The organism is Rhodoplanes sp. P11 (assembly GCF_964266735.1).
Lineage (GTDB): Bacteria > Pseudomonadota > Alphaproteobacteria > Rhizobiales > Xanthobacteraceae > Rhodoplanes > Rhodoplanes serenus.
The window spans coordinates 909,909-928,332 of record NZ_CAXWGY010000001.1 but is presented as its reverse complement, the minus strand read 5'-3'; the positions used below and the strand labels follow the sequence as shown (position 1 = coordinate 928,332).

Genomic DNA, 18,424 nt, shown 5'->3' with positions numbered 1-18,424 from the left:
GCGAGGATATGCCGGGACCGCCCGTCGAATGAGAGGAACGGGCCGAAGCCCGTCCCGGTCGAGGCGGCGCCGCCAAGGGGCGAGGCGACCGGCGCCGCCGCGACGAGGTGGCGCGGTCAGCCGCGGCCCAGCGGCACCGCGACGAAGCGGGTGTTCTGGCCGGACTTGACGCGCATCAGGACGGTCTTCTTGCCGCCCGAGGTGGCCTCGGCGAGCGCCTTGCGGACATCCGCCGGAGAGGAGACGAGCGCGCCGCCGACATCCAGGATGACGTCGCCGGTCTTCAGCCGGTCGCCGGCGGCGCCGTCGGGATCGACGGCGGTCACCACCACGCCCTCGCTACCGCCGCCGGCGACCGAGCCGGCCGGCGCCAGGGTGAGGCCGAGCCGCGGCACCTTGGCGTCGCCGCCGCCCCGCGCCCCGCCACGGTCGTCGTCGCGGTCGGCGCGGGCGAGACGCTCGTTCGGCAGTTCGCCGAGCGTCATGGTCAGCGTCTCGGTCTTGCCGTTGCGGAAGACGCCGAGCTTCACGGTGGTGCCCGGCGCCATGGTGGAGATGGTGCGGGCGAGCGTGCGGGCGTCCTTCACCGGCTCGCCGTTGACCGCGACGATCACGTCGCCGGCCTTGATGCCGGCCTTCTGGGCCGGGCTACCGCTCTGCGGCTCGGCGACGAGCGCGCCTTCGGCATCCTTGAGGCCGAGGCTGTCGGCGATCTCGGCATTGACCGGCTGAATCTGCACCCCGATCCAGCCGCGGGTGACGGCGCCCTTGTCCTTGAGCTGGGCCACCACCGAGCGCACCGTCTCCGAGGGAATCGCGAAGGCGATGCCGACCGAGCCGCCCGACGGCGAGAAGATCGCCGTGTTGACGCCGATCACGTTGCCGTCGACGTCGAAGCTCGGGCCGCCCGAGTTGCCGCGGTTCACCGGCGCATCGATCTGGATGAAGTCGTCGTAGGGGCCGGCGCCGATGTCGCGGCCACGCGCCGACACGATGCCGGCCGTGACGGTACCGCCGAGGCCGAACGGATTGCCTACCGCCAGCACCCAGTCGCCGATGCGCGGCGCCTTGTCGGACAGCGCCACCGCCGGGAAGTCGGTACGGCCCTCCACCTTGATGAGCGCGAGATCGGTGCGCGGATCGGTGCCGATCACCTTGGCGGTGTAGGTCTTGCCGTCGTCGGTGGTGACCTGCACGGACTCCGCCTTGTCGACGACGTGGTTGTTGGTCACCGCAAAGCCATCCGGCGTGATGAAGAAGCCGGACCCCTGGCCGGTGGTGAACTGGCGCCGGCGCTGCTGCGGCCGGTCGGGCATGCCGTCGGGCTGGCCGAAGCGGCGGAAGAAGAACTCGAACGGCGAGCCGGGGGCGAACGGATCGTCCTCACCGCGAGTGCCGAGGCGTGGGGTCGGCTCGCCCACCTTCACCCGCACCGAGATGACGGCGGGCTTCACCTTGTCGACGATGTCGGCAAAGCCGGCCGGCCGCTGCACCGCCGCGGCGGTCTGCGCGTGGGCCGGGGACAACAGGGCCGCGCCGCTGCCGGCCGGGCCGAAATCCGGGTGGACGAAGAGGACGCCGGCGCCGAGCGCACCGACGGTCGCGAGCAGCGCCAGGCGCCGCGCCGAGACGATACCGCGCGCCGTCTGCTTCCAGGTTTCACTCTCGATCATGCAAGGCTCCATCGTGACGTTTCGGCGGCGCGAACCGCATCACCGTGGAGCGGAAGATGGGGGTGCGAGGATTACCGCGTCCTGACCGCCGGATTAAATCCTCGTAAGGTGAGCCGATCGAATTTTATTTTGCTCCCTCAATGGCTTGAGCATCACGCGGCTTGCTGCCGGCCTGCTGCCGGCCTGCAGCGCAGGCGCGCGCCGGGGGGCGGGGCTGCGCTTGGCCCGCCGGCGGCGCCGGGCTACACCGGAGCTGGACCCGCATCCGGATCGGCCGCGTGGCGGCCGACCGATCATCGCCGAACCCGCGCCCGAGACCTCGTCCATGACCCGAGCCGAGCCCGCCGCCGAGTCGACGCCCGCGTCCGCAACCCCTGCCCCCCACCCGCCGCGGGAAGCAGCGGCGGGCGCGGCACCGTGGCCGACGCCCGGAGCGCCGCCGCACGAGCCCGGCGTCATCAACGCCGTGGTCTACCGCAACGGCCGCCGCCTCGCCGATATCCCCATCGAGGATGCCGGCGCCTGGGCGGAGCGCGACGGCCATGTGGTGTGGATCGGCCTCTACGAGGCCAGCTCCGAGCTGCTGGCCCGGGTGCAGCGGCAGTTCCGGCTGCATCCCCTGGCCATCGAGGACGCCGTCAAGGCGCACCAGCAGCCCAAGCTGGAGCAGTACGGCGACACGCTGTTCGTGGTCGCCCGCACGGCCCAGATGGTGGACGGCCGCATCGCCTTCGGCGAGACGCACCTGTTCGTCGGCCGCGGCTACGTGGTCAGCGTGCGGCACGGGCCGTCGAGCTCCTATGCCGAGGTGCGTCAGCGCTGCGAAGCCTCGCCCGACATGCTGATCCAGGGCGAGGACTACATCCTCTACGCGGTGCTCGACTTCATCGTGGATAATTACGCGCCGGTGCTCGAGGCGATCACCGACGAGGTCGAGCAGATCGAGGACCGAGTGCTGGAGAACCGGCCCGACGGCGGCGATGCGGTCGGCCGGCTCTACGAGTTGCGCCGCGATCTCCTGCGGCTGCGCAACGCGGCCGGCCCGCTGGTCGATGTCTGCCAGCGGCTCGAGCACTCCAAGCTGACGGCGGTCGATCCCGATCTCCAGCCGCTGTTCCGCGACGTGACGGACCACATCCGCCGCGTCCAGGCAGAGATCGATACCTTGCGCGAGGTGCTGGCCTTCGCGTTCGAGGCCGGGCTGATGATCGGCCAGATGCAGCAGACGGTGATCACCCGCCGGCTCGCCGCCTGGGCCGCCATCCTGGCGGTGCCGACCGCGGTCGCCGGCATCTACGGCATGAACTTCCAGCACATGCCGGAGCTGCAATGGGAGTACGGCTACTACGTGGTGCTGGCCGGCATCCTCACGGTGTGCGGCTCGCTGTTCGCGTGGTTCCGTCGGGTCGGCTGGTTGTAGACATCGAGACCGCCGCACCGTCGCAAGCCGAGCCCGGTCTCGGCGCGCGCGAAGGCGTGCCCGCGGCCTACCGGCCCGACACCTCGGGAATCTCCTGCGCCCATGGCCGGGCGATGCGATCGGCGGCCACGAAGGCGGTCACCGCGTCGTGGTGGCTCAGCGTCAGATCGAGATCGTCCCAGCCGTTGAGCAGCTTGGTGCGGCGCACCGGATCGATCGTGAAAGGAGCGGTGAGGCGGCCGCTCGTCACCGTGCAGCTCTCCAGGTCCACCACGGCCGTGCCCTCCGTGGCGACCGCGGCCAGCAGCACCTCGATGTCGGCCTCCGCCACCTCGGCGGTGATCAGCCCGTTGTTGGCCGCATTGGCGGCGAAGATGTCGCCGAAGCTCGCCGCCACCACGGCACCGATGCCGAAGTCGACGAGCGCATAGACGGCCGCCTCGCGCGAGGAGCCGACCCCGAAGGCGCGGCGCGCCACGAGAACCTTGGCGCCGGCGTGCGCCGGATCGTTCAGCGGCATGCCGTCGACCGGCCGCCCCTCGGCATCGTGGCGCAGGTCGTGCAGCAGGAAGCCGCCATAACCCTGCTGCCTCGGCACCTTGAGGAAGCGCGCCGGCAAGAGCTGGTCGGTGTCGACATTGTCGCGCCGCAGCGCGACCGCGACACCCTCGACGCGGCGAACCGGGGTCATGGCGAGGTCTCCTTCGTGTCGCGCAGCAGCGGCCGCACGTCGGCGAGCCGGCCGGTCACCGCGGCGGCCGCCACCATGGCGGGCGACATCAGATGGGTGCGCGCGCCCTGCCCCTGGCGGCCCGGGAAGTTGCGGTTGGTAGTGGAGGCGCAGCGCTGGCCGGCCGCCACCACGTCACCGTTGATGCCGACGCACATCGAGCAGCCGGAGGCGACCCAGTCGAGCCCGGCGTCGACGAAGACGCGGTCGAGCCCTTCCTGCTCGGCCTGCTGCTTCACCAGCGAGGAGCCCGGCGAGACGATGCCCGGCACCCGCGCGCGGCGGCCCGCCAGGACGGCGGCGGCGGCGCGCAGATCCTCGATGCGGGCGTTGGTGCAGGAGCCGATGAACACCCGATTGATCGCCACCTCGGTGAGCCGCTGGCCGGCCGAGAGCCCCATATAGGCGAGCGCCTCGGCGACATGCGCGGCGCGACCTGTGTCGACCTCGGCCGCGGGGTCCGGAACGCGGCCGTCGATCGGCAGCGCGTCCTCGGGGCTGGTGCCCCAGGTCACCACCGGGGCGACGGACGCGGCATCGATCGTCACCTCCCGATCGAACGTGGCGTCTGCATCGCCGGCGAGCGCCGACCATGCCGCGACCGCCTCGTCGAAGGCGGCCCCCTGCGGGGCGAACGGACGGCCGCGCAGATACGCGAAGGTGGTCGCGTCGGGCGCCACCAGGCCGCAGCGGGCCCCGCATTCGATCGACATGTTGCAGATGGTGAGCCGGCCCTCCATCGACAGCGCCCGGATGGCCGAGCCGGCATACTCGATGGCATGGCCGTGGGCCCCGTTGGCGCCGACGCGAGCGATCACCGCCAGGATGATGTCCTTGGCGCCGACCCCGGGCGCCGGCCGTCCGTCGACGGTGACACGCATGCGCTTCGGCTTCTTCTGCCACAGCGTCTGGGTGGCCAGCACATGGGCGACATCGGACGCGCCGATGCCGAACGCAAACGCCCCGAAAGCCCCGTGCGTCGAGGTGTGGCTGTCGCCGCAGGCGATCAGCAGCCCCGGCAGCGTCAGCCCCTGCTCGGGACCGATCACATGGACGATGCCCTGGCGCCGGTCGTCGAGCCCGAACAGGCGAATGCCGTGGCGCGCCGTGTTGGCCGACAGATCGTCGATCATGCGGGCGATGCCGGGGTCGAGGATCGGCCCGGGTCGGCGGGTCGGCACGTAATGATCGGCGACCCCGATGGTGAGATCGGGCCGTGCCACCCGACCGCCGCGCCGGGCGAGCTGGCCGAAGGCATGAAACGAGCCTTCGTGGAGGAAATGGCGATCGACCCAGAGCAGCGATTCACCGTCGTCGCGGCGGACAACCTCGTGACTGCGCCACAGCTTGTCGAACAGAGTCTCGGGAGGTGGGGTCATCGGTCTGGCGGGCTCGGGTGGGGGTCACGATGTCGCACCGGCGTCGCCGCAGCGCGGCAGGTGCGGAGAAGTCACGACGGCCATATCAGATCCGGCAGTGTCGAAAGCGCGCAACGTCACCACGGATCGTATCGAGTTTCGCGGCCCATCGGATCACCTCCTGCGGCGCAGCATGATGCGAACTTTCCGCGCCTCGGACCATCTCACCTTGCACCGCATCACAGAGGATCGCCTCGCACGGATCGTATTGCCGAAATCGCATGAAATCAGATCGTGCGGCCATCGCCTGGGTGCGCCGCGAGCGAAATGGCGCACATTCGGGCAGCCGCGGCGCCTGACTGCCTCTCAGTTGACATTGTCTTCGATGCTCGATCAAGTATGGTCTTCAAAGAAGACAAAGCGACGATGTGACGCCATCCCGTCCGGTGTGCTCGTCACGTCGATCGCCGCAACGAGGAAACGTCCGCGATGAATGGCCATGCCGATGGCAAGGCGCGACAGATCTATCTGGTCCTGCGCGACCGGATCGTCAGCGGCGCGTTGCCATACGGCGACAAATTGCCGCCCGAGCCGGAGCTGGCCGAAGCCCACGGCGTCGCCCGCATCACGGTGCGTCGCGCCCTCGCCCAGCTCGCCGCCGAAGGGCTGGTGGAGCGCCGCCCCTCCTCCGGCACCCGGGTGATCCACCGGCGCGCCGCGCCGATCCTCACCGCCGACATCGCCAACGTGCTGGCCACTCTCGCCGAGATGGGCCGCAGCACCGGCCTGCGGCTCATGTCGTTCAGTTACGAGACGCCGCCCGACGCGGTCGCGGCGGCGCTCGGGCTCGAGGCCGGCGAGCGCACCCAGCGCTCGGTGCGGGTCCGCCTCGTCGACGGCGCGCCGTTCTCGTTTCTCACCACTCATGTGCCCGAGCGCATCGGTCTCACCTATTCGGAGGCCGAGCTGGCCACCACGCCGCTGCTGACGCTGCTCGATCGCTCCGGCGTCGAGGTGGCCCGCGCCACCCAGACCATCGCGGCCGCGCTCGCGGCGCCCGAGGTCGCTCGCGCGCTCGATGTCGATGTCGGGGCGCCGCTGATCGAGATGACCCGTGTGGTGTTCGATCAATCGGGCCAGGGCGTCGAGCATTTGCACGCGCTCTATAGGCCCGACCGCTACGCCTTCTGCATGGACCTGGTGCGGACCGGCGCCCGCGGCACACCGCACTGGTCGCCGGTCGGCCGTGTCATCGCCGGCCCGCACGATCATTCCGGCCGCACGCCCAAGACGAATCAGAAGCCGGCGCGTGCGCGACCGGCCGCCACCCGATCCCGGAGAGGAGCCGCCCGATGTTCGACCCGATGAAGCCCGATCGCCGCACCATCCTGAAGACCGGCGCCGCCGCGCTCGCCACCGGCGTGCTCGCCGCGCCGACGGTGCTGCGCGCCCAGCCGGCCGCCATCAAGGTGGGCGTGCTGCAACCCGTCACCGGCGCCCTCGCCCATGACGGCCAGCAGGGTCGCATCGGCGCCGAGCTGGCGATCCGCGACATCAACGCGGGCGGCGGCATCAAGTCGCTCGGCGGCGCCAGGCTGGAGATGGTGTTCGGCGACGCCAAGTCGACCCCCGAGGGCGGCACCCAGGAGGTGGAGCGGATGCAGGGCGAGGGCGTCGTCGCCGTGGTCGGCGGCTACGCATCGGCCATCTGCCTCGCCACCACCCAGGCGGCGGCCCGCTACGATCTGCCCTACGTGGTCGATGTCGGCGTCTCGGATCAGATCGTTCGGCGCGGCCTGAAGAACACCTTTCGCATCGCGCCCGGCTTCGGCACCTGCGCCACCCAGGCGCTCGACAATCTGGTGCGCATCAACGATGCCGCCGGCAAGCCGGCCCGCACCGTGGTGCTGATCCACGAGGACGGCCTGTTCGGCTCCGGGCTCGCCAAGCTGCTGCAAACCGAGCTGCCCAAGCGCGGCTTCGAGGTGCTGGAGACCATCGCGCACCCGACTCCGACCCGGGACATGTCCAACGTGGCGCTCCAGATCCGGGCCAAGAAGCCGGACCTCGTGATTCCGTCTTCCTATTATGGCGAGTATGTGCTGCTCGCCCGCACCATGCAGCAGCAGCGCATCCGGCCGAAGGCGATCTATGCGGTGCTCAACGGCGCCGCCTCCAACTTCCGCTTCGTGAAGGAGTTCCCCGAGGCCGCCAACCTGATGATGGACTGCAATCACTGGCACGACCCGCGCAACCCGAAAGCCATCGCGCTGCGCAAGGAGGTCGAGGCCCGCGGCGCCTTCTGGACCTACAACATCCCGCTCAACTACTCGGCCATGCTGTTCCTCGCCGACGCGCTGGAGCGGGCGAAGTCCACCGACCGCGCCGCAGTGATCGAGGCGCTCGCGGCGTCGACCTTCGACGGCCATATCATGCCCTACGGGCCGACCAAGTTCGTCGACGGCACCAACACCGGCGCCGCGCCCGTCAACCTCCAGGTTCAAGGCAACGACATCAAGGTGATCTATCCGGACACGTTCGCCGACGGCAAGCCGGTGTTCCCGATGCCGGCCTGATCGCCGCTGCAGCTCGGCCCCTCAGGCGCCGCGCGGCCGACGCTGTTTACCGTTCGCTCCCGCCGCGCGCGCGGCGGGGCGAGAGTTCATCTCGAACCCGGTCGCGCCCATGTTCTCGCCCGAGATCGTCGCCACCGCCGTGCTCAACGGCCTGCTCACCGGCGCCGTCTACGCCCTGGTGGCGCTCGGGCTGACGCTCGTCTACGGCGTGCTGCACATCATCAACTTCGCCCACGGGGCGCTGCTCACCGCCGCTATGTTCGCGGTGCTGGTCCTCAACCTGTGGCTCGGCCTCGATCCCTATGTGGCGATGGTGCCGCTGGTGCCGCTGTTCTTCGCCATCGGCTACGCGCTCCAGCGTTTCATCATCGGACCGGCCAGTCACGGCAACGACGCCAACATCCTGCTGGTCACGCTCGGCCTGTCGATCCTGATCGAGAACCTGCTGCTGGCGATCTTCCGCTCCGACACCCGCACCATCGACGTGCCCTATGCCTTCATGTCGATCGATCTCGACTTCGCGCTCCTGGCGCTGCCGCGGGTGATCGCCTTCGGAGTATCGGTCGTGGTCGCGGCCGCGCTGTGGGCGGTGCTGGCGCTCACCGATACCGGCAAGGCGATCCGCGCGGTGGCGAAGGAGAAGCTCGGCGCCGCGCTGGTCGGCATCGACGTCGCCCATGTGTATGCCGTCACCTTCGGGCTCGGCACCGCCTGCCTCGCCGTCGCCGCCTGCCTGCTGATGCCGACCTTCTACGTCAGCCCGCGGGCGGGCGGCGCCTTCGTGTTCGTCGCCTTCACCATCGTGGTGCTGGGCGGCATGGGGTCGATTCCCGGGGCGCTGATCGGCGGCCTGTTCATCGGCGTCGTCGAGAGCCTGAGCGGCCTCTATTTCGGCGAGAGCCTGGGACAGATCGGCATCTTCGCCATCTTCATCGCCATCCTGCTGTTCCGGCCGACCGGCCTGTTCGGAGCCCGGGCATGAGCCGCGTCGCCGCCTATCTCCCGATCGCGGCCGTCGTGGCGCTCGCCGCCGTCGTACCGCTGGTCGTCACCTCCAACACCGTGATCAACTTTCTCGTCTTCACCCTCATCGTCGCGGTGGCGGCGCAAGGCTGGAACCTGCTCGGCGGCTACGGCGGTCAATACTCGTTCGGCCATGCCGCCTTCTTCGGCACCGGCGCTTATGTGACCGCGCTGCTCCAGACGCAGGCCGGCTGGAACCCGTGGGCAACCGTCCTGCTCGGCATCGTGGCGGGCGCCGCCGTGGGTGCCGTGATCGGCTTCCTGTCGTTCCGCTCCGGCCTGCGCGGCTCCTACTTCGCGCTGATCACGCTCGCCTTCGCCGAGGTGTTCCGCATCGTCGCCAATGCGGCCGGGATCACCGGCGGGGCCGCCGGCGTGCTGATCCGGCTCGATGTGCGACCCGAGAACTTCCAGTTCGCAAGCCGCGGCACCTTCTTCTGGGTGGCGCTCGCGGTGGTGGCGATCGGCCTCGTCCTGACGCGAGCGATCGAGCGCTCGCGCTTCGGTGCCCATCTGGTCGCGGTGCGCGAGAACGAGGACGCGGCCCGCGCCCTCGGGGTCGATCCGCTGCGGGTCAAGCTCCTCGCCATCACGCTCTCGGCCGGCCTCACGGCGGCGAGCGGCGGTCTCTATGCCCAGTACTTCCTGTTCCTCGATGCCGGTATCGCCTACGGCGCCTGGATTTCGGTCGAGGCCCTGGTGGCGCCCATCATTGGCGGCATCGGCACGGTGTTCGGTCCCCTGGTCGGCGCCGTCGTGCTGCAAGGTCTCGGTCATCTCACCGGCCATCTGGCCGGCGAGATCCCCGGCGTCAGCCTGGTGGTGTTCGGGGCGCTGCTGATCCTCGCGGTCGCCTTCGCGCCGGACGGCGCGACCGGCATGGCCGGGCGCCTGTGGCGACGATGGCGTCGTCCAGCCACCACCACGGCCGCCACGCCGGCCACCAACACGACGACGGGAGGCGAGCGATGCTGACGGTCGAGCACGTCACCCGTCGGTTCGGCGGCCTCGTCGCCGTCGACGACGTGTCTCTTAACGTCGCGCCGGGCCGCATCACCGGGCTGATCGGCCCCAACGGGGCCGGCAAGACCACGCTGTTCGCGGTCATCGCCGGCTTCGTCGCGCCGTCCGCCGGCCGCGTGCTGCTGGAGGGCATCGACGTCACCGCCGAGCCGCCGCACCGGCGCGCCGTGCGCGGCATCGCCCGCACCTTCCAGGTGGTGCAGCCGTTCGCCGGGCTGACGGTGCGCGAGAACATCGCGGTCGGCGCCCATCTGCGCCATCGCGCTCGCGCCGAGGCGCTGTGCCGCGCCGAGGCGATCGCCGCCGAGGTCGGCCTGTCGGCCGCGCTCGACCAGCCGGCGGCGGGGCTGACGGTGGCCGGCCGCAAGCGGCTGGAGCTCGCCCGCGCGCTGGCCACCGAGCCGCGCCTTCTGCTGCTCGACGAGGTGCTGGCCGGCCTCAACCCGTCCGAGATCCGCGACATGATCCCGGTGGTGCACGGCCTGCGCGACCGCGGCATCACCATCCTGATGGTCGAGCACGTGATGCAGGCCGTGATGGCGCTGTCCGAGCACATCTACGTGCTGGCCGAGGGCCGGCTGATCGCCGAGGGCGCGCCCGAGACGGTCGCCCGCGATGCGCGGGTGATCGAAGCCTATCTGGGCCATGGCGCCGCCGCCCGGCTCGACCGCGCGAGGGCCGGCCATGGCTGAGACGTCGCCTCTCCTCGCCGTCACCGGCCTCGTCGCCGGCTACGGCGGCGCCCCGATCCTGCGCGGCATCGATCTCTCGGTCGGGCCCGGCGAGATCGTCGCCGTGCTCGGCGCCAACGGGGTCGGCAAGACGACGCTGAACAAGGTGCTCTCAGGGGTGCTGACGCCGAGCGCCGGCGAGATCCGCTTCGACGGCGAGCGGATCGACGGTGCGGCTGCACCGGCGATCGTGGCGGCGGGCCTCGTCCATGTCCCCGAGGGCCGCAAGATCTTCCCCGACCTCGACGTGCACGAGAACCTGGAGCTGGGCAGCTATCGGCGCGCCCGCGCCAACCGGGCCGCCAACCTGGCCCGCGTCTACGACATCTTCCCGCGCCTCGCCGAGCGACGCCGCCAGCGCGCCGGCACGCTCTCGGGCGGCGAGCAGCAGATGCTGGCGATCGGCCGCGGCCTGATGGCCGAGCCGAAGCTCCTCATCCTCGACGAGCCTTCGCTCGGCCTGTCGCCCCTGCTGGTCGAGCAGATGTTCACCCTGATCCGCCGCATCAACACCGATGGTCTCACCATCATGCTGGTCGAGCAGAACGTGGTGCAGTCGCTGGAGATCGCCGGCCGTGCCTTCGTGATGGAGAACGGCCGCTTCGTAATGGCGGGCGCCGCCCGCGACCTCGCCGCCGACCCGCAACTCGAGAAAGCCTATCTCGGCCTGTGACGGAGCCCCCCGTGCCGCACGCCTCGATCATATCGGACCACAGGTCTCGCCTCACGGAGAGCCGGCGCCATGGCTAGACCCTCGCTGCGCGACCGGCTGGCGCATCCGCCCATCGTGGTGGCGCCCGGCGTCTACGATGCCCTGACGGCGACGATCGCCGAACGGGCGGGCTTTCCGGCCCTCTACGTCTCGGGCGCCGCGATCGCCTACACGCGGCTCGGCCGTCCCGACATCGGCCTCGTGTCGATGACCGAGGTCGCCGCGACGGTGACGCTGATCCGCGACCGAGTCGACCTCCCGCTGGTGGTCGACGCCGACACCGGCTACGGCAACGCCCTCAACGTCGCCCGCACGGTGCGGCTGCTCGAGCGCGCCGGCGCCTCCGCGATCCAGCTGGAGGACCAAACCTTCCCCAAGCGGTGTGGCCACCTCGCCGACAAGACCATCGTGTCGGCCACCGAGATGGCGGGAAAGATCCGCGCCGCCGTCGATGCCCGCCGGTCGGCCGAGACCCTGATCATCGCCCGCACCGACGCCGTCGCGATCGACGGCATCGATCGGGCGATCGAGCGCGCGCAGCGCTATGCGGAGGCCGGCGCCGACCTGCTGTTCGTCGAGGCGCCGCGCTCGCGTGAGCAGCTCGGTCGCATCACGGCGGCACTCGGCGGCATGAAGCCGCTGATGGCCAACATGGTGGAAGGCGGCCAGACGCCACTCGCCGAGGCGAGCGAGCTTCAGGCGCTCGGCTTCCACCTCGTCATCTTCCCAGGCGCCATCGTGCGGGCGCTCGCCCGCGTCGCACAAGAGTTCTACGCGACGCTCGCCCGCGACGGATCGACGGCGGCGTTCCGCGATCGGATGTTCGACTTCGATGCCCTGAACGCACTGATCGGCACCCCCGAGATGCTGACGCTGGGGCGTCGCTACGAAGCCGGCCCCGGAGCTGGCGACGACGCCATGCAGCCCGATCACGAGGGGGCCGCGGCCACGACCAGCGAGGAGATCCGATGACGGCGCTCGACACCCTGAGCGACACGACGGTACCCGGCACGCCCGCGATGCCGCTCGCGCGCCCGCTCGATCCGGTGACGCTCGCGGTGCTGAAAGGCAGGCTGGAGCAGATCGTCGACGAGATGGACGCGACGCTCTACCGCTCGGCCTTCAACCCGATCATCGCCGAGGCGCGCGACGCCTGCCACGGGCTCTACCACGCCGAGACCGGCGCCACGCTGGTGCAGGGCGGCAAGGGCCTGCCGATCTTCGTCGGCGCCATGGCGTTCGCCGTCAAGGCGGTGATCGACAAGGTGGCCGAGGAGGCTGCCGCCGGGCGCGCGGCACTCGCACCCGGCGACGTGTTCCTGTTCAACGATCCCTATCTCGGCGGCACCCACCTCAACGACATGCGGCTGGTGCAGCCGCTGTTCCGCCAGGGCCGGCTGTTCTGCTGGCTCGCCTCGGTCGGCCACTGGCTCGACATCGGCGGCAACGTGCCGGGCGGCTTCAATGCCCGCGCCACCGAGAGCTTCCAGGAGGGCGTGCGCATCCCTCCCGTGCGGCTCGCCCGCGCCGGAGTGATCGACGAGGACATCGTCGCCATCCTGACGGCGAACTCGCGGGTGCCGGTGTCCAACCGCGGCGACCTCGCCGGCCAGCTCAACGCCCTCGATCTCGGCGAGAAGCGGCTGAACGCGCTGCTCGACGACTACGGCGAGGCGACCATCACGGCCGCCTTCGACGCCTTCACGGCGCGTGCCGAGGCGCTGATGCGCGACGCCGTCGCGGCATTGCCGGACGGAACCTTCTCGTTCGAGGACTTCCTCGACAACGACGGCATCGTCGACACGCCGCTGCGCATCGCGCTCGATCTTACGGTCTCGGGCGACCGCATGACACTCGACTTCTCGCGCTCGTCGCCGCCGTGCCGCGGGCCGCTCAACATCGCCCGCTCGACCGCGGTCGCCTGCTGCTACGTCGCCCTCAAGCACGTCTTCCCGGACGTGCCTGCCAATGCCGGCTGTCTGGCGCCGATCGACTTCGTCATTCCGGAGACGACGCTGCTCGGCGTCTCGGCGCCGAAGCCGGTCGGCGGCTACACCGAGACCATCCTGCGGGTGATCGGCGTGGTGTTCGGAGCGCTCGCCCGCGCCGTGCCGGAGCGCGCCACCGCCGGGCCGTTCGGCACCATCAACGCGCTGTCGCTCGCCGGCCACCGCGACGATGGCTCGCGCTTCGTGATGTTCTCGTTCTACGGCGGCGGGCTGGGCGGCAACCCGGAGAGCGACGGCCTCAACCACGCCAACAACCCGATCTCCACCGCCACCATTCCGCCGGTCGAGATTCTGGAGGCGGCCTATCCGGTGATGTTCACCCAGTGGGCGCTGCGGCCCGACAGCGCCGGCGCCGGCCGCCATCGCGGCGGACTCGGCGCCGTCTACGAGATCGAGGTGCTGGCGAAGGACGGTGCCGACGTGTTCCTGCTCGGCGAGCGCGGCCGCTTCGCGCCCTTCGGCGTCGGCGGCGGCCTGCCGGCGGCCCTCAACCGCTTCTCCTGGCAGACCGACGACGGCGAGGCATCGCCGCCCCTCGCCTCCAAGGTCACCGACGTGGCGATCCGCCAGGGCCGCCGGGTGCGGCTGGAGACACCGGGCGGTGGCGGCTTCGGCCAGCCGCACGAGCGGCCGCCGGCGCTCGTCGCCCGTGACGTACGGCTCGGCTACGTCGGCCGCGAGGCGGCCCGCGCTCTCTATGGCGTGGCGCTCACCGAGACAGGCGAGATCGACGCGGCGGCAACCGCCAAACTGCGTGAAGGAGCCGAAGCGTGAGCGTGCGTGCGAGCGGGGGATCGATCGTCGGCGTCGATGTCGGCGGCACCTTCACGGATCTGTTCTGCTTCGACGCGGCGAGTGCCACGTTCCGCACCGCCAAGGTGCCGTCCAACCGGGGCGACGAGGCGGTCGGCTTCCTGGCCGGGCTCGAATGCTTCGGCGCGGTCGGCGAGCTCGGCTCCATCGTGCACGGCACCACGGTCGGCACCAACGCACTCCTGGAGCGCAAGGGCGCCCGCGCCGGCCTGATCACCACGGCGGGCTTCCGCGACGTGCTGGAGATGCGCCGGCGCGACCGCCGCCACACCTGGGGCCTGTGGGGCGACTTCGTGCCGGTGATCGACCGCGATCTGAGGTTCGAGGTCAAGGAGCGGACGCTGGCCGACGGCACCGTGCGGGTGCCGGTCGATCCCGACGCGGTGCGGGCGGCCGCGCAAGCGCTGATCGCCCGCGGCGCCGAGGCAGTGGCGATCGTCTTCATCAATGCGTATGCCAACGATGCTAACGAGCGCGCCGCCCTGGAGGCCGTGCGGTCGGTCTGGCCCAACGACCACGTCGCCTGCTCGTCGCAGATCCTGCCCGAGATCCGCGAGTTCGAGCGCACCTCGACGACGGCGCTCAACGCCTATCTCCAGCCGGTGGTGGGCTCCTATCTGGCCAAGCTGGAGCGCGCCCTCGTCTCGTCTCGCTTCGGCGGGCCGTTCCACATCGTGCAGTCGAACGGCGGCGTGATGTCGACCGCGACGGCGCGCCGGCTGCCGGTGCGCACGGCCCTGTCGGGACCCGCCGCCGGCGTCATCGCCGCCGCCGCCATCGCGACGGCGGCGGGCTACCCGGACGTGATCACCGGAGATCTCGGCGGCACCTCGTTCGACGTCTCCCTGGTCACCGGCGGAGCCACCGCGCTCGCTGCCCAGACGACCATCGATTTCGGCCTGGTGGTGCGCACCCCGATGATCGAGATCACCACCATCGGGGCGGGCGGCGGCTCCATCGCCCATGTGGACAAGGGCGGGCTCCTCCAGGTCGGCCCGGAAAGCGCCGGCTCGCGCCCCGGTCCGGTGTGCTACGGCCACGGCAACGACCGGCCGACCCTGACCGACGCCAATGTGGTGCTCGGCCGCATCAATGCCGAGCGGCCGATCGGCGGCGCGCTGACGCGGCTCGACGTCGAAGCGGCGCGTGAGGCGATCCGACGCCATGTCGGCGAGCCGCTGGGGCTCGATCCAATGGCCGCCGCCGAGGCGATCGTGCGGATCGCCGACGCCCGCATGGCCGGCGCCATCCGGCTGGTGTCGATCGAGCGCGGCCACGATCCCGGCCGCTACGTCGCGGTGCCGTTCGGCGGCGGTGGCGCCCTGCATGTCTGTGCCCTGATCGACGATGTCGGGCTCAAGGGCGCCCTGGTGCCGCGCTTCCCCGGCGTCACCAGCGCGCTCGGCTGCGTGATCGCCGACATCCGCCACGACCAGGTGCGCACCCTCAACCTGACGCTGGACGGGCTCGACGCCGCCGCCCTCGATGCCCGCATGGTGGCCGAGGCCACCGAGGTGCGCGACGTGGTGGCCGGCGCCGGCCTGCCGGTCGAGCGCATCGACATCGTGTTCGCGCTCGACATGCACTATGTCGGCCAGACCCACACGGTCGAGGTGCCGGTCGCCGTCACCGTGCGCGACGGCGCCACCGGCGTGACCGAGGCGCTGGTGCGCGAGGCGTTCGAGCGCGCCTATCTCACGGCGTTCAGCCGGTTGCTGCCGGGGCTCGGCATCCGCATCGTGTCGCTGCGCACCACAGCGACCGGCCGCCGTCCGCACTTCGACCTGACGGCGCTCGCGCCGCCGGCCGACGCGAGCCTCGATGCGGCCCGGCGCGGTGCCCGTCCGGTGTGGTTCGCGGGGCGCTGGCACGACACCGCGGTGTGGTCGCGGCTCGACCTGCCGGTCGGCGCCGAGATCGCCGGCCCCGCCGTGCTGGAGCAGCCCGACGCCACCACGGTGGTGGACCCGGGGCTCGTCGCCCGCGTCGACCGCTTCGGCAATCTGATCATCGCGCGCGCCGGCTCGCACTGAGGATACTGCCATGGACCATGCCGTGCCGATCGCGCGCACCGCGCTCCTGATCGTCGACCTCCAGAACGACTTTCTGCATCCCGACGGCGCCTATGGCCGCGCCGGCCAAGGTGCGCCCGAGATCGCCGCTCTGCCCGAGCGGCTGAAGCCGCTCGCCGACCGCCTGCGCGCCGCCGGCGGCTGGATCATCTCGACACAGTTCACGCTGGTGCCGGCCAAGGGCGGCGAGCCGATCGTCTCGCCGCATCTGAAGACCCTGCGGCCGTTCCTGAAGACGGGCGACTTCCTGCCCGGAGGCTGGGGCCACCGGCTGGTCGACACGCTGGCGCCCGCCGACCTAGTGATCGAGAAGATCGCCTACTCGGCCTTCTATCAGACGCGACTCGAATGGGTGCTGCGCAAGTGCGGCATCGAGCGGCTGATCGTCGGCGGCATCGTCACCAATGGCGGCGTCGCCTCGACGGTGCGCGACGCCCATGTGCGCGACATCGACGTGACGGTGCTCTCCGACGGCTGTGCGGCGTTCTCGCCGGCGGTGCACGACACCGCCATCGCGGCGCTCGCGCCGGTCGCCCGCGTCACCACCGTGGCCGCGACGATCGCGGCCATCGAGAGCGCCTGAGCCGTCGCGGTTGTCGTGATCACGACCGCGCTCGTCGAGCAGTCGGCGACGGCCTCATCACCGCCGTGGTGCTCGGGCGGACCGCCGGCACCGCGACGGCGCAGTCGGCCGCCGTTGCGGCGGCCGACACGCCTGCGCCCTGACGCAGCGCCTGCGCCCGGACACGATGCTGCCGCTCAGCGCAACGATCCGCCGGCCGCGGCGAGCGCGCCGGCGAGCTCCGCCGCCAGCTCGGCCGCGTGCGCGTTGGACGGCGCCACGACGACGCCGGCGTCGCGCAGGATGCCGACCTGGCGAGCATAGCCCTGGCGATCCTGGTCGGTGCCGCACACCGACGCGATCACCACGGCGCCGCGCTCAGCCGCGGCCGGCAGCACGGCGACCAGATCGGTCGCCGGATCGTCGTGGGCGCCGTAGCCGATCACCACGTCGACGAGGACCACCCCGACCTCCGGGTCCGTAAAGGCGGCCCGCACCATGTCGTCGCGCAACGACGGGTCGATCATCGGGTGCGGACGCCCGACCGTGTACTCGTCGTCGCCGAGATCCAGGAGGCGGTGAGCCCCGGGCGCTTCCTTCGGCGTCGCGACGCCGGTCACCGGCGCGTTGGAGGAGACCGCGAGCCCGGCCCGGCGCAGCATCAGCTGAGCCTCGCCGCACAGCGTGCCGCCGCAGAACAGGCCGGCGATGCGCTGCCGTCCGGCCCCGACGGTCGCCGCCAGCGCCGCCACCGTGGGCCGATCGGACCACGGCAGTCGCCCGCCCCCGAGCGCGCGTTCGGCGGCGCTGCGCAGATCGGAAACCAGCACGGCGTTGGCGGGGAGCGCCATGTCGTCGACGCCGAGGAAGCAGACGGTGACCGGCTTGCGGCTCTCGCCGACGCGCTGGAGAACCCGCTTGGCCACCGACGGAGCCGGTGGCTTGGAGATGATCACGATCTGCTCGGTGCCCGGATCACGGTCGAGCGCATCGATCGCCATCAGCGTGGTGATGCCGCCGACCGCCTCCTTGAGATCGCGGCCACCGACCCCGATCGCATGGGACACGCCGGCGCCGCTGCGCCCGATCAGCGTCGAGACTTCCTGCAAGCCGGTGCCCGAGGCGCCGACGAGCCCGATGGAGCCGCGCGGCACCTCGTTAGCGAATGCCAGCGGCGTGCCGCCGATGATGGCGGTGCCGCAGTCCGGCCCCATCATCAGCAGGCCGCGCTGCTGCGCCTCCTGCTTGAGCGCCACCTCGTCGGCGAGCGGCACGTTGTCGCTGAACATGAGGACGTTGAGGCCGCGCCGGAGCGCCCGCCGCGCCTCTGCCGTCGCGAACTCGCCCGGCACCGAGATCAGCACCAGATTCGCACCGGGGAGCTGCTGCACGGCGGTGTCGAGCGTCTTCGGCAGCCACTCCGAGGCGCCCTGCCCGACCGACGGCGGCTTGTCGAGAAGACCCGCCGCCGACGACAGCGCGGTGGTGGCCGCCTCCTCGCTCTCGGCCCGGACCGCGAGCACGAGATCGTTCGGGCCGGCGTCCTCGCCGGTCGCACCCAGAAGGCCGGCGTCCCGCATCAACGCCTTGTTGGTCACCGAGCCGATCATCAGCGCGGCACCCTTCACCCCCGGCATGGCGCCGACGCTGCGCGAGATCCGCATCAGCGCGACCGAGTCCATGTAGAACCCGCGCCGCACCTCGTTGACGAGAATGGTCATG

At 71.3% G+C, this 18,424-nt stretch carries 15 protein-coding genes; 11 read left to right on the top strand and 4 right to left on the bottom strand.

Annotation, left to right across the window (positions count from 1 at the left end; translation table 11 throughout):
* Window positions 1-116: 116 nt before the first annotated feature.
* Complete coding sequence (locus tag ACFQUV_RS04175; RefSeq protein WP_244601675.1) at window positions 117-1,673, bottom strand: Do family serine endopeptidase; 1,557 nt, start codon at window positions 1,671-1,673, stop codon at window positions 117-119.
* 325 nt (window positions 1,674-1,998) lie between these two features.
* Between ACFQUV_RS04175 and corA the strand changes: the two genes are divergently transcribed.
* Window positions 1,999-3,093, top strand: coding sequence for a magnesium/cobalt transporter CorA (gene corA / locus ACFQUV_RS04170; RefSeq protein ID WP_129610589.1), 1,095 nt, complete (start codon window positions 1,999-2,001; stop codon window positions 3,091-3,093).
* Window positions 3,094-3,160: 67 nt separating this feature from the next.
* On the opposite strand, the gene leuD is transcribed toward corA, so the two are convergent.
* Complete coding sequence (leuD, locus tag ACFQUV_RS04165; protein ID WP_129610588.1) at window positions 3,161-3,784, bottom strand: 3-isopropylmalate dehydratase small subunit; 624 nt, start codon at window positions 3,782-3,784, stop codon at window positions 3,161-3,163.
* On the bottom strand, window positions 3,781-5,202 hold the full coding sequence (leuC, locus tag ACFQUV_RS04160) for a 3-isopropylmalate dehydratase large subunit (RefSeq protein ID WP_129610587.1): 1,422 nt from the start codon (window positions 5,200-5,202) through the stop codon (window positions 3,781-3,783). The genes leuD and leuC overlap by 4 nt, the downstream gene beginning before the upstream one ends.
* 468 nt (window positions 5,203-5,670) lie before the next feature.
* Between leuC and ACFQUV_RS04155 the strand changes: the two genes are divergently transcribed.
* The 10 genes from ACFQUV_RS04155 to ACFQUV_RS04110 all read left to right on the top strand — a co-directional run bounded on the left by ACFQUV_RS04155 (window position 5,671) and on the right by ACFQUV_RS04110 (window position 16,723).
* On the top strand, window positions 5,671-6,549 hold the full coding sequence (locus ACFQUV_RS04155) for a GntR family transcriptional regulator (RefSeq protein ID WP_129610586.1): 879 nt from the start codon (window positions 5,671-5,673) through the stop codon (window positions 6,547-6,549).
* Complete coding sequence (locus tag ACFQUV_RS04150) at window positions 6,534-7,757, top strand: ABC transporter substrate-binding protein (RefSeq protein ID WP_129610585.1); 1,224 nt, start codon at window positions 6,534-6,536, stop codon at window positions 7,755-7,757. The genes ACFQUV_RS04155 and ACFQUV_RS04150 overlap by 16 nt, the downstream gene beginning before the upstream one ends.
* Before the next feature lie 109 nt (window positions 7,758-7,866).
* Entirely contained in the window at window positions 7,867-8,739 is an 873-nt protein-coding gene (locus ACFQUV_RS04145) for a branched-chain amino acid ABC transporter permease (RefSeq protein ID WP_129610584.1), read from the top strand.
* Window positions 8,736-9,755, top strand: coding sequence for a branched-chain amino acid ABC transporter permease (locus ACFQUV_RS04140; protein WP_129610583.1), 1,020 nt, complete (start codon window positions 8,736-8,738; stop codon window positions 9,753-9,755). The genes ACFQUV_RS04145 and ACFQUV_RS04140 overlap by 4 nt, the downstream gene beginning before the upstream one ends.
* Window positions 9,749-10,495 carry an ABC transporter ATP-binding protein gene (locus ACFQUV_RS04135; protein WP_129610582.1) on the top strand — a complete coding sequence of 249 codons (747 nt, stop codon included), beginning with the start codon at window positions 9,749-9,751 and terminating at the stop codon, window positions 10,493-10,495. Before ACFQUV_RS04140 ends, ACFQUV_RS04135 begins: the two co-directional genes overlap by 7 nt.
* Window positions 10,488-11,207 carry an ABC transporter ATP-binding protein gene (locus tag ACFQUV_RS04130; RefSeq protein ID WP_129610581.1) on the top strand — a complete coding sequence of 240 codons (720 nt, stop codon included), beginning with the start codon at window positions 10,488-10,490 and terminating at the stop codon, window positions 11,205-11,207. Before ACFQUV_RS04135 ends, ACFQUV_RS04130 begins: the two co-directional genes overlap by 8 nt.
* 69 nt (window positions 11,208-11,276) lie before the next feature.
* Window positions 11,277-12,218 carry an oxaloacetate decarboxylase gene (locus tag ACFQUV_RS04125; protein ID WP_129610580.1) on the top strand — a complete coding sequence of 314 codons (942 nt, stop codon included), beginning with the start codon at window positions 11,277-11,279 and terminating at the stop codon, window positions 12,216-12,218.
* A 47-nt stretch (window positions 12,219-12,265) separates the two neighbouring features.
* Window positions 12,266-14,029, top strand: coding sequence for a hydantoinase B/oxoprolinase family protein (locus ACFQUV_RS04120; protein WP_129610611.1), 1,764 nt, complete (start codon window positions 12,266-12,268; stop codon window positions 14,027-14,029).
* Entirely contained in the window at window positions 14,026-16,101 is a 2,076-nt protein-coding gene (locus ACFQUV_RS04115) for a hydantoinase/oxoprolinase family protein (protein WP_129610579.1), read from the top strand. Before ACFQUV_RS04120 ends, ACFQUV_RS04115 begins: the two co-directional genes overlap by 4 nt.
* A gap of 10 nt (window positions 16,102-16,111) precedes the next feature.
* Complete coding sequence (locus ACFQUV_RS04110) at window positions 16,112-16,723, top strand: cysteine hydrolase family protein (protein WP_129610578.1); 612 nt, start codon at window positions 16,112-16,114, stop codon at window positions 16,721-16,723.
* Between the two features lie 176 nt (window positions 16,724-16,899).
* On the opposite strand, the gene fdrA is transcribed toward ACFQUV_RS04110, so the two are convergent.
* A complete protein-coding gene (gene fdrA / locus ACFQUV_RS04105) occupies window positions 16,900-18,423 on the bottom strand; it encodes an acyl-CoA synthetase FdrA (protein ID WP_244601674.1) in 1,524 nt (507 codons plus the stop codon).
* Between the last annotated feature and the right edge of the window lies 1 nt (window position 18,424).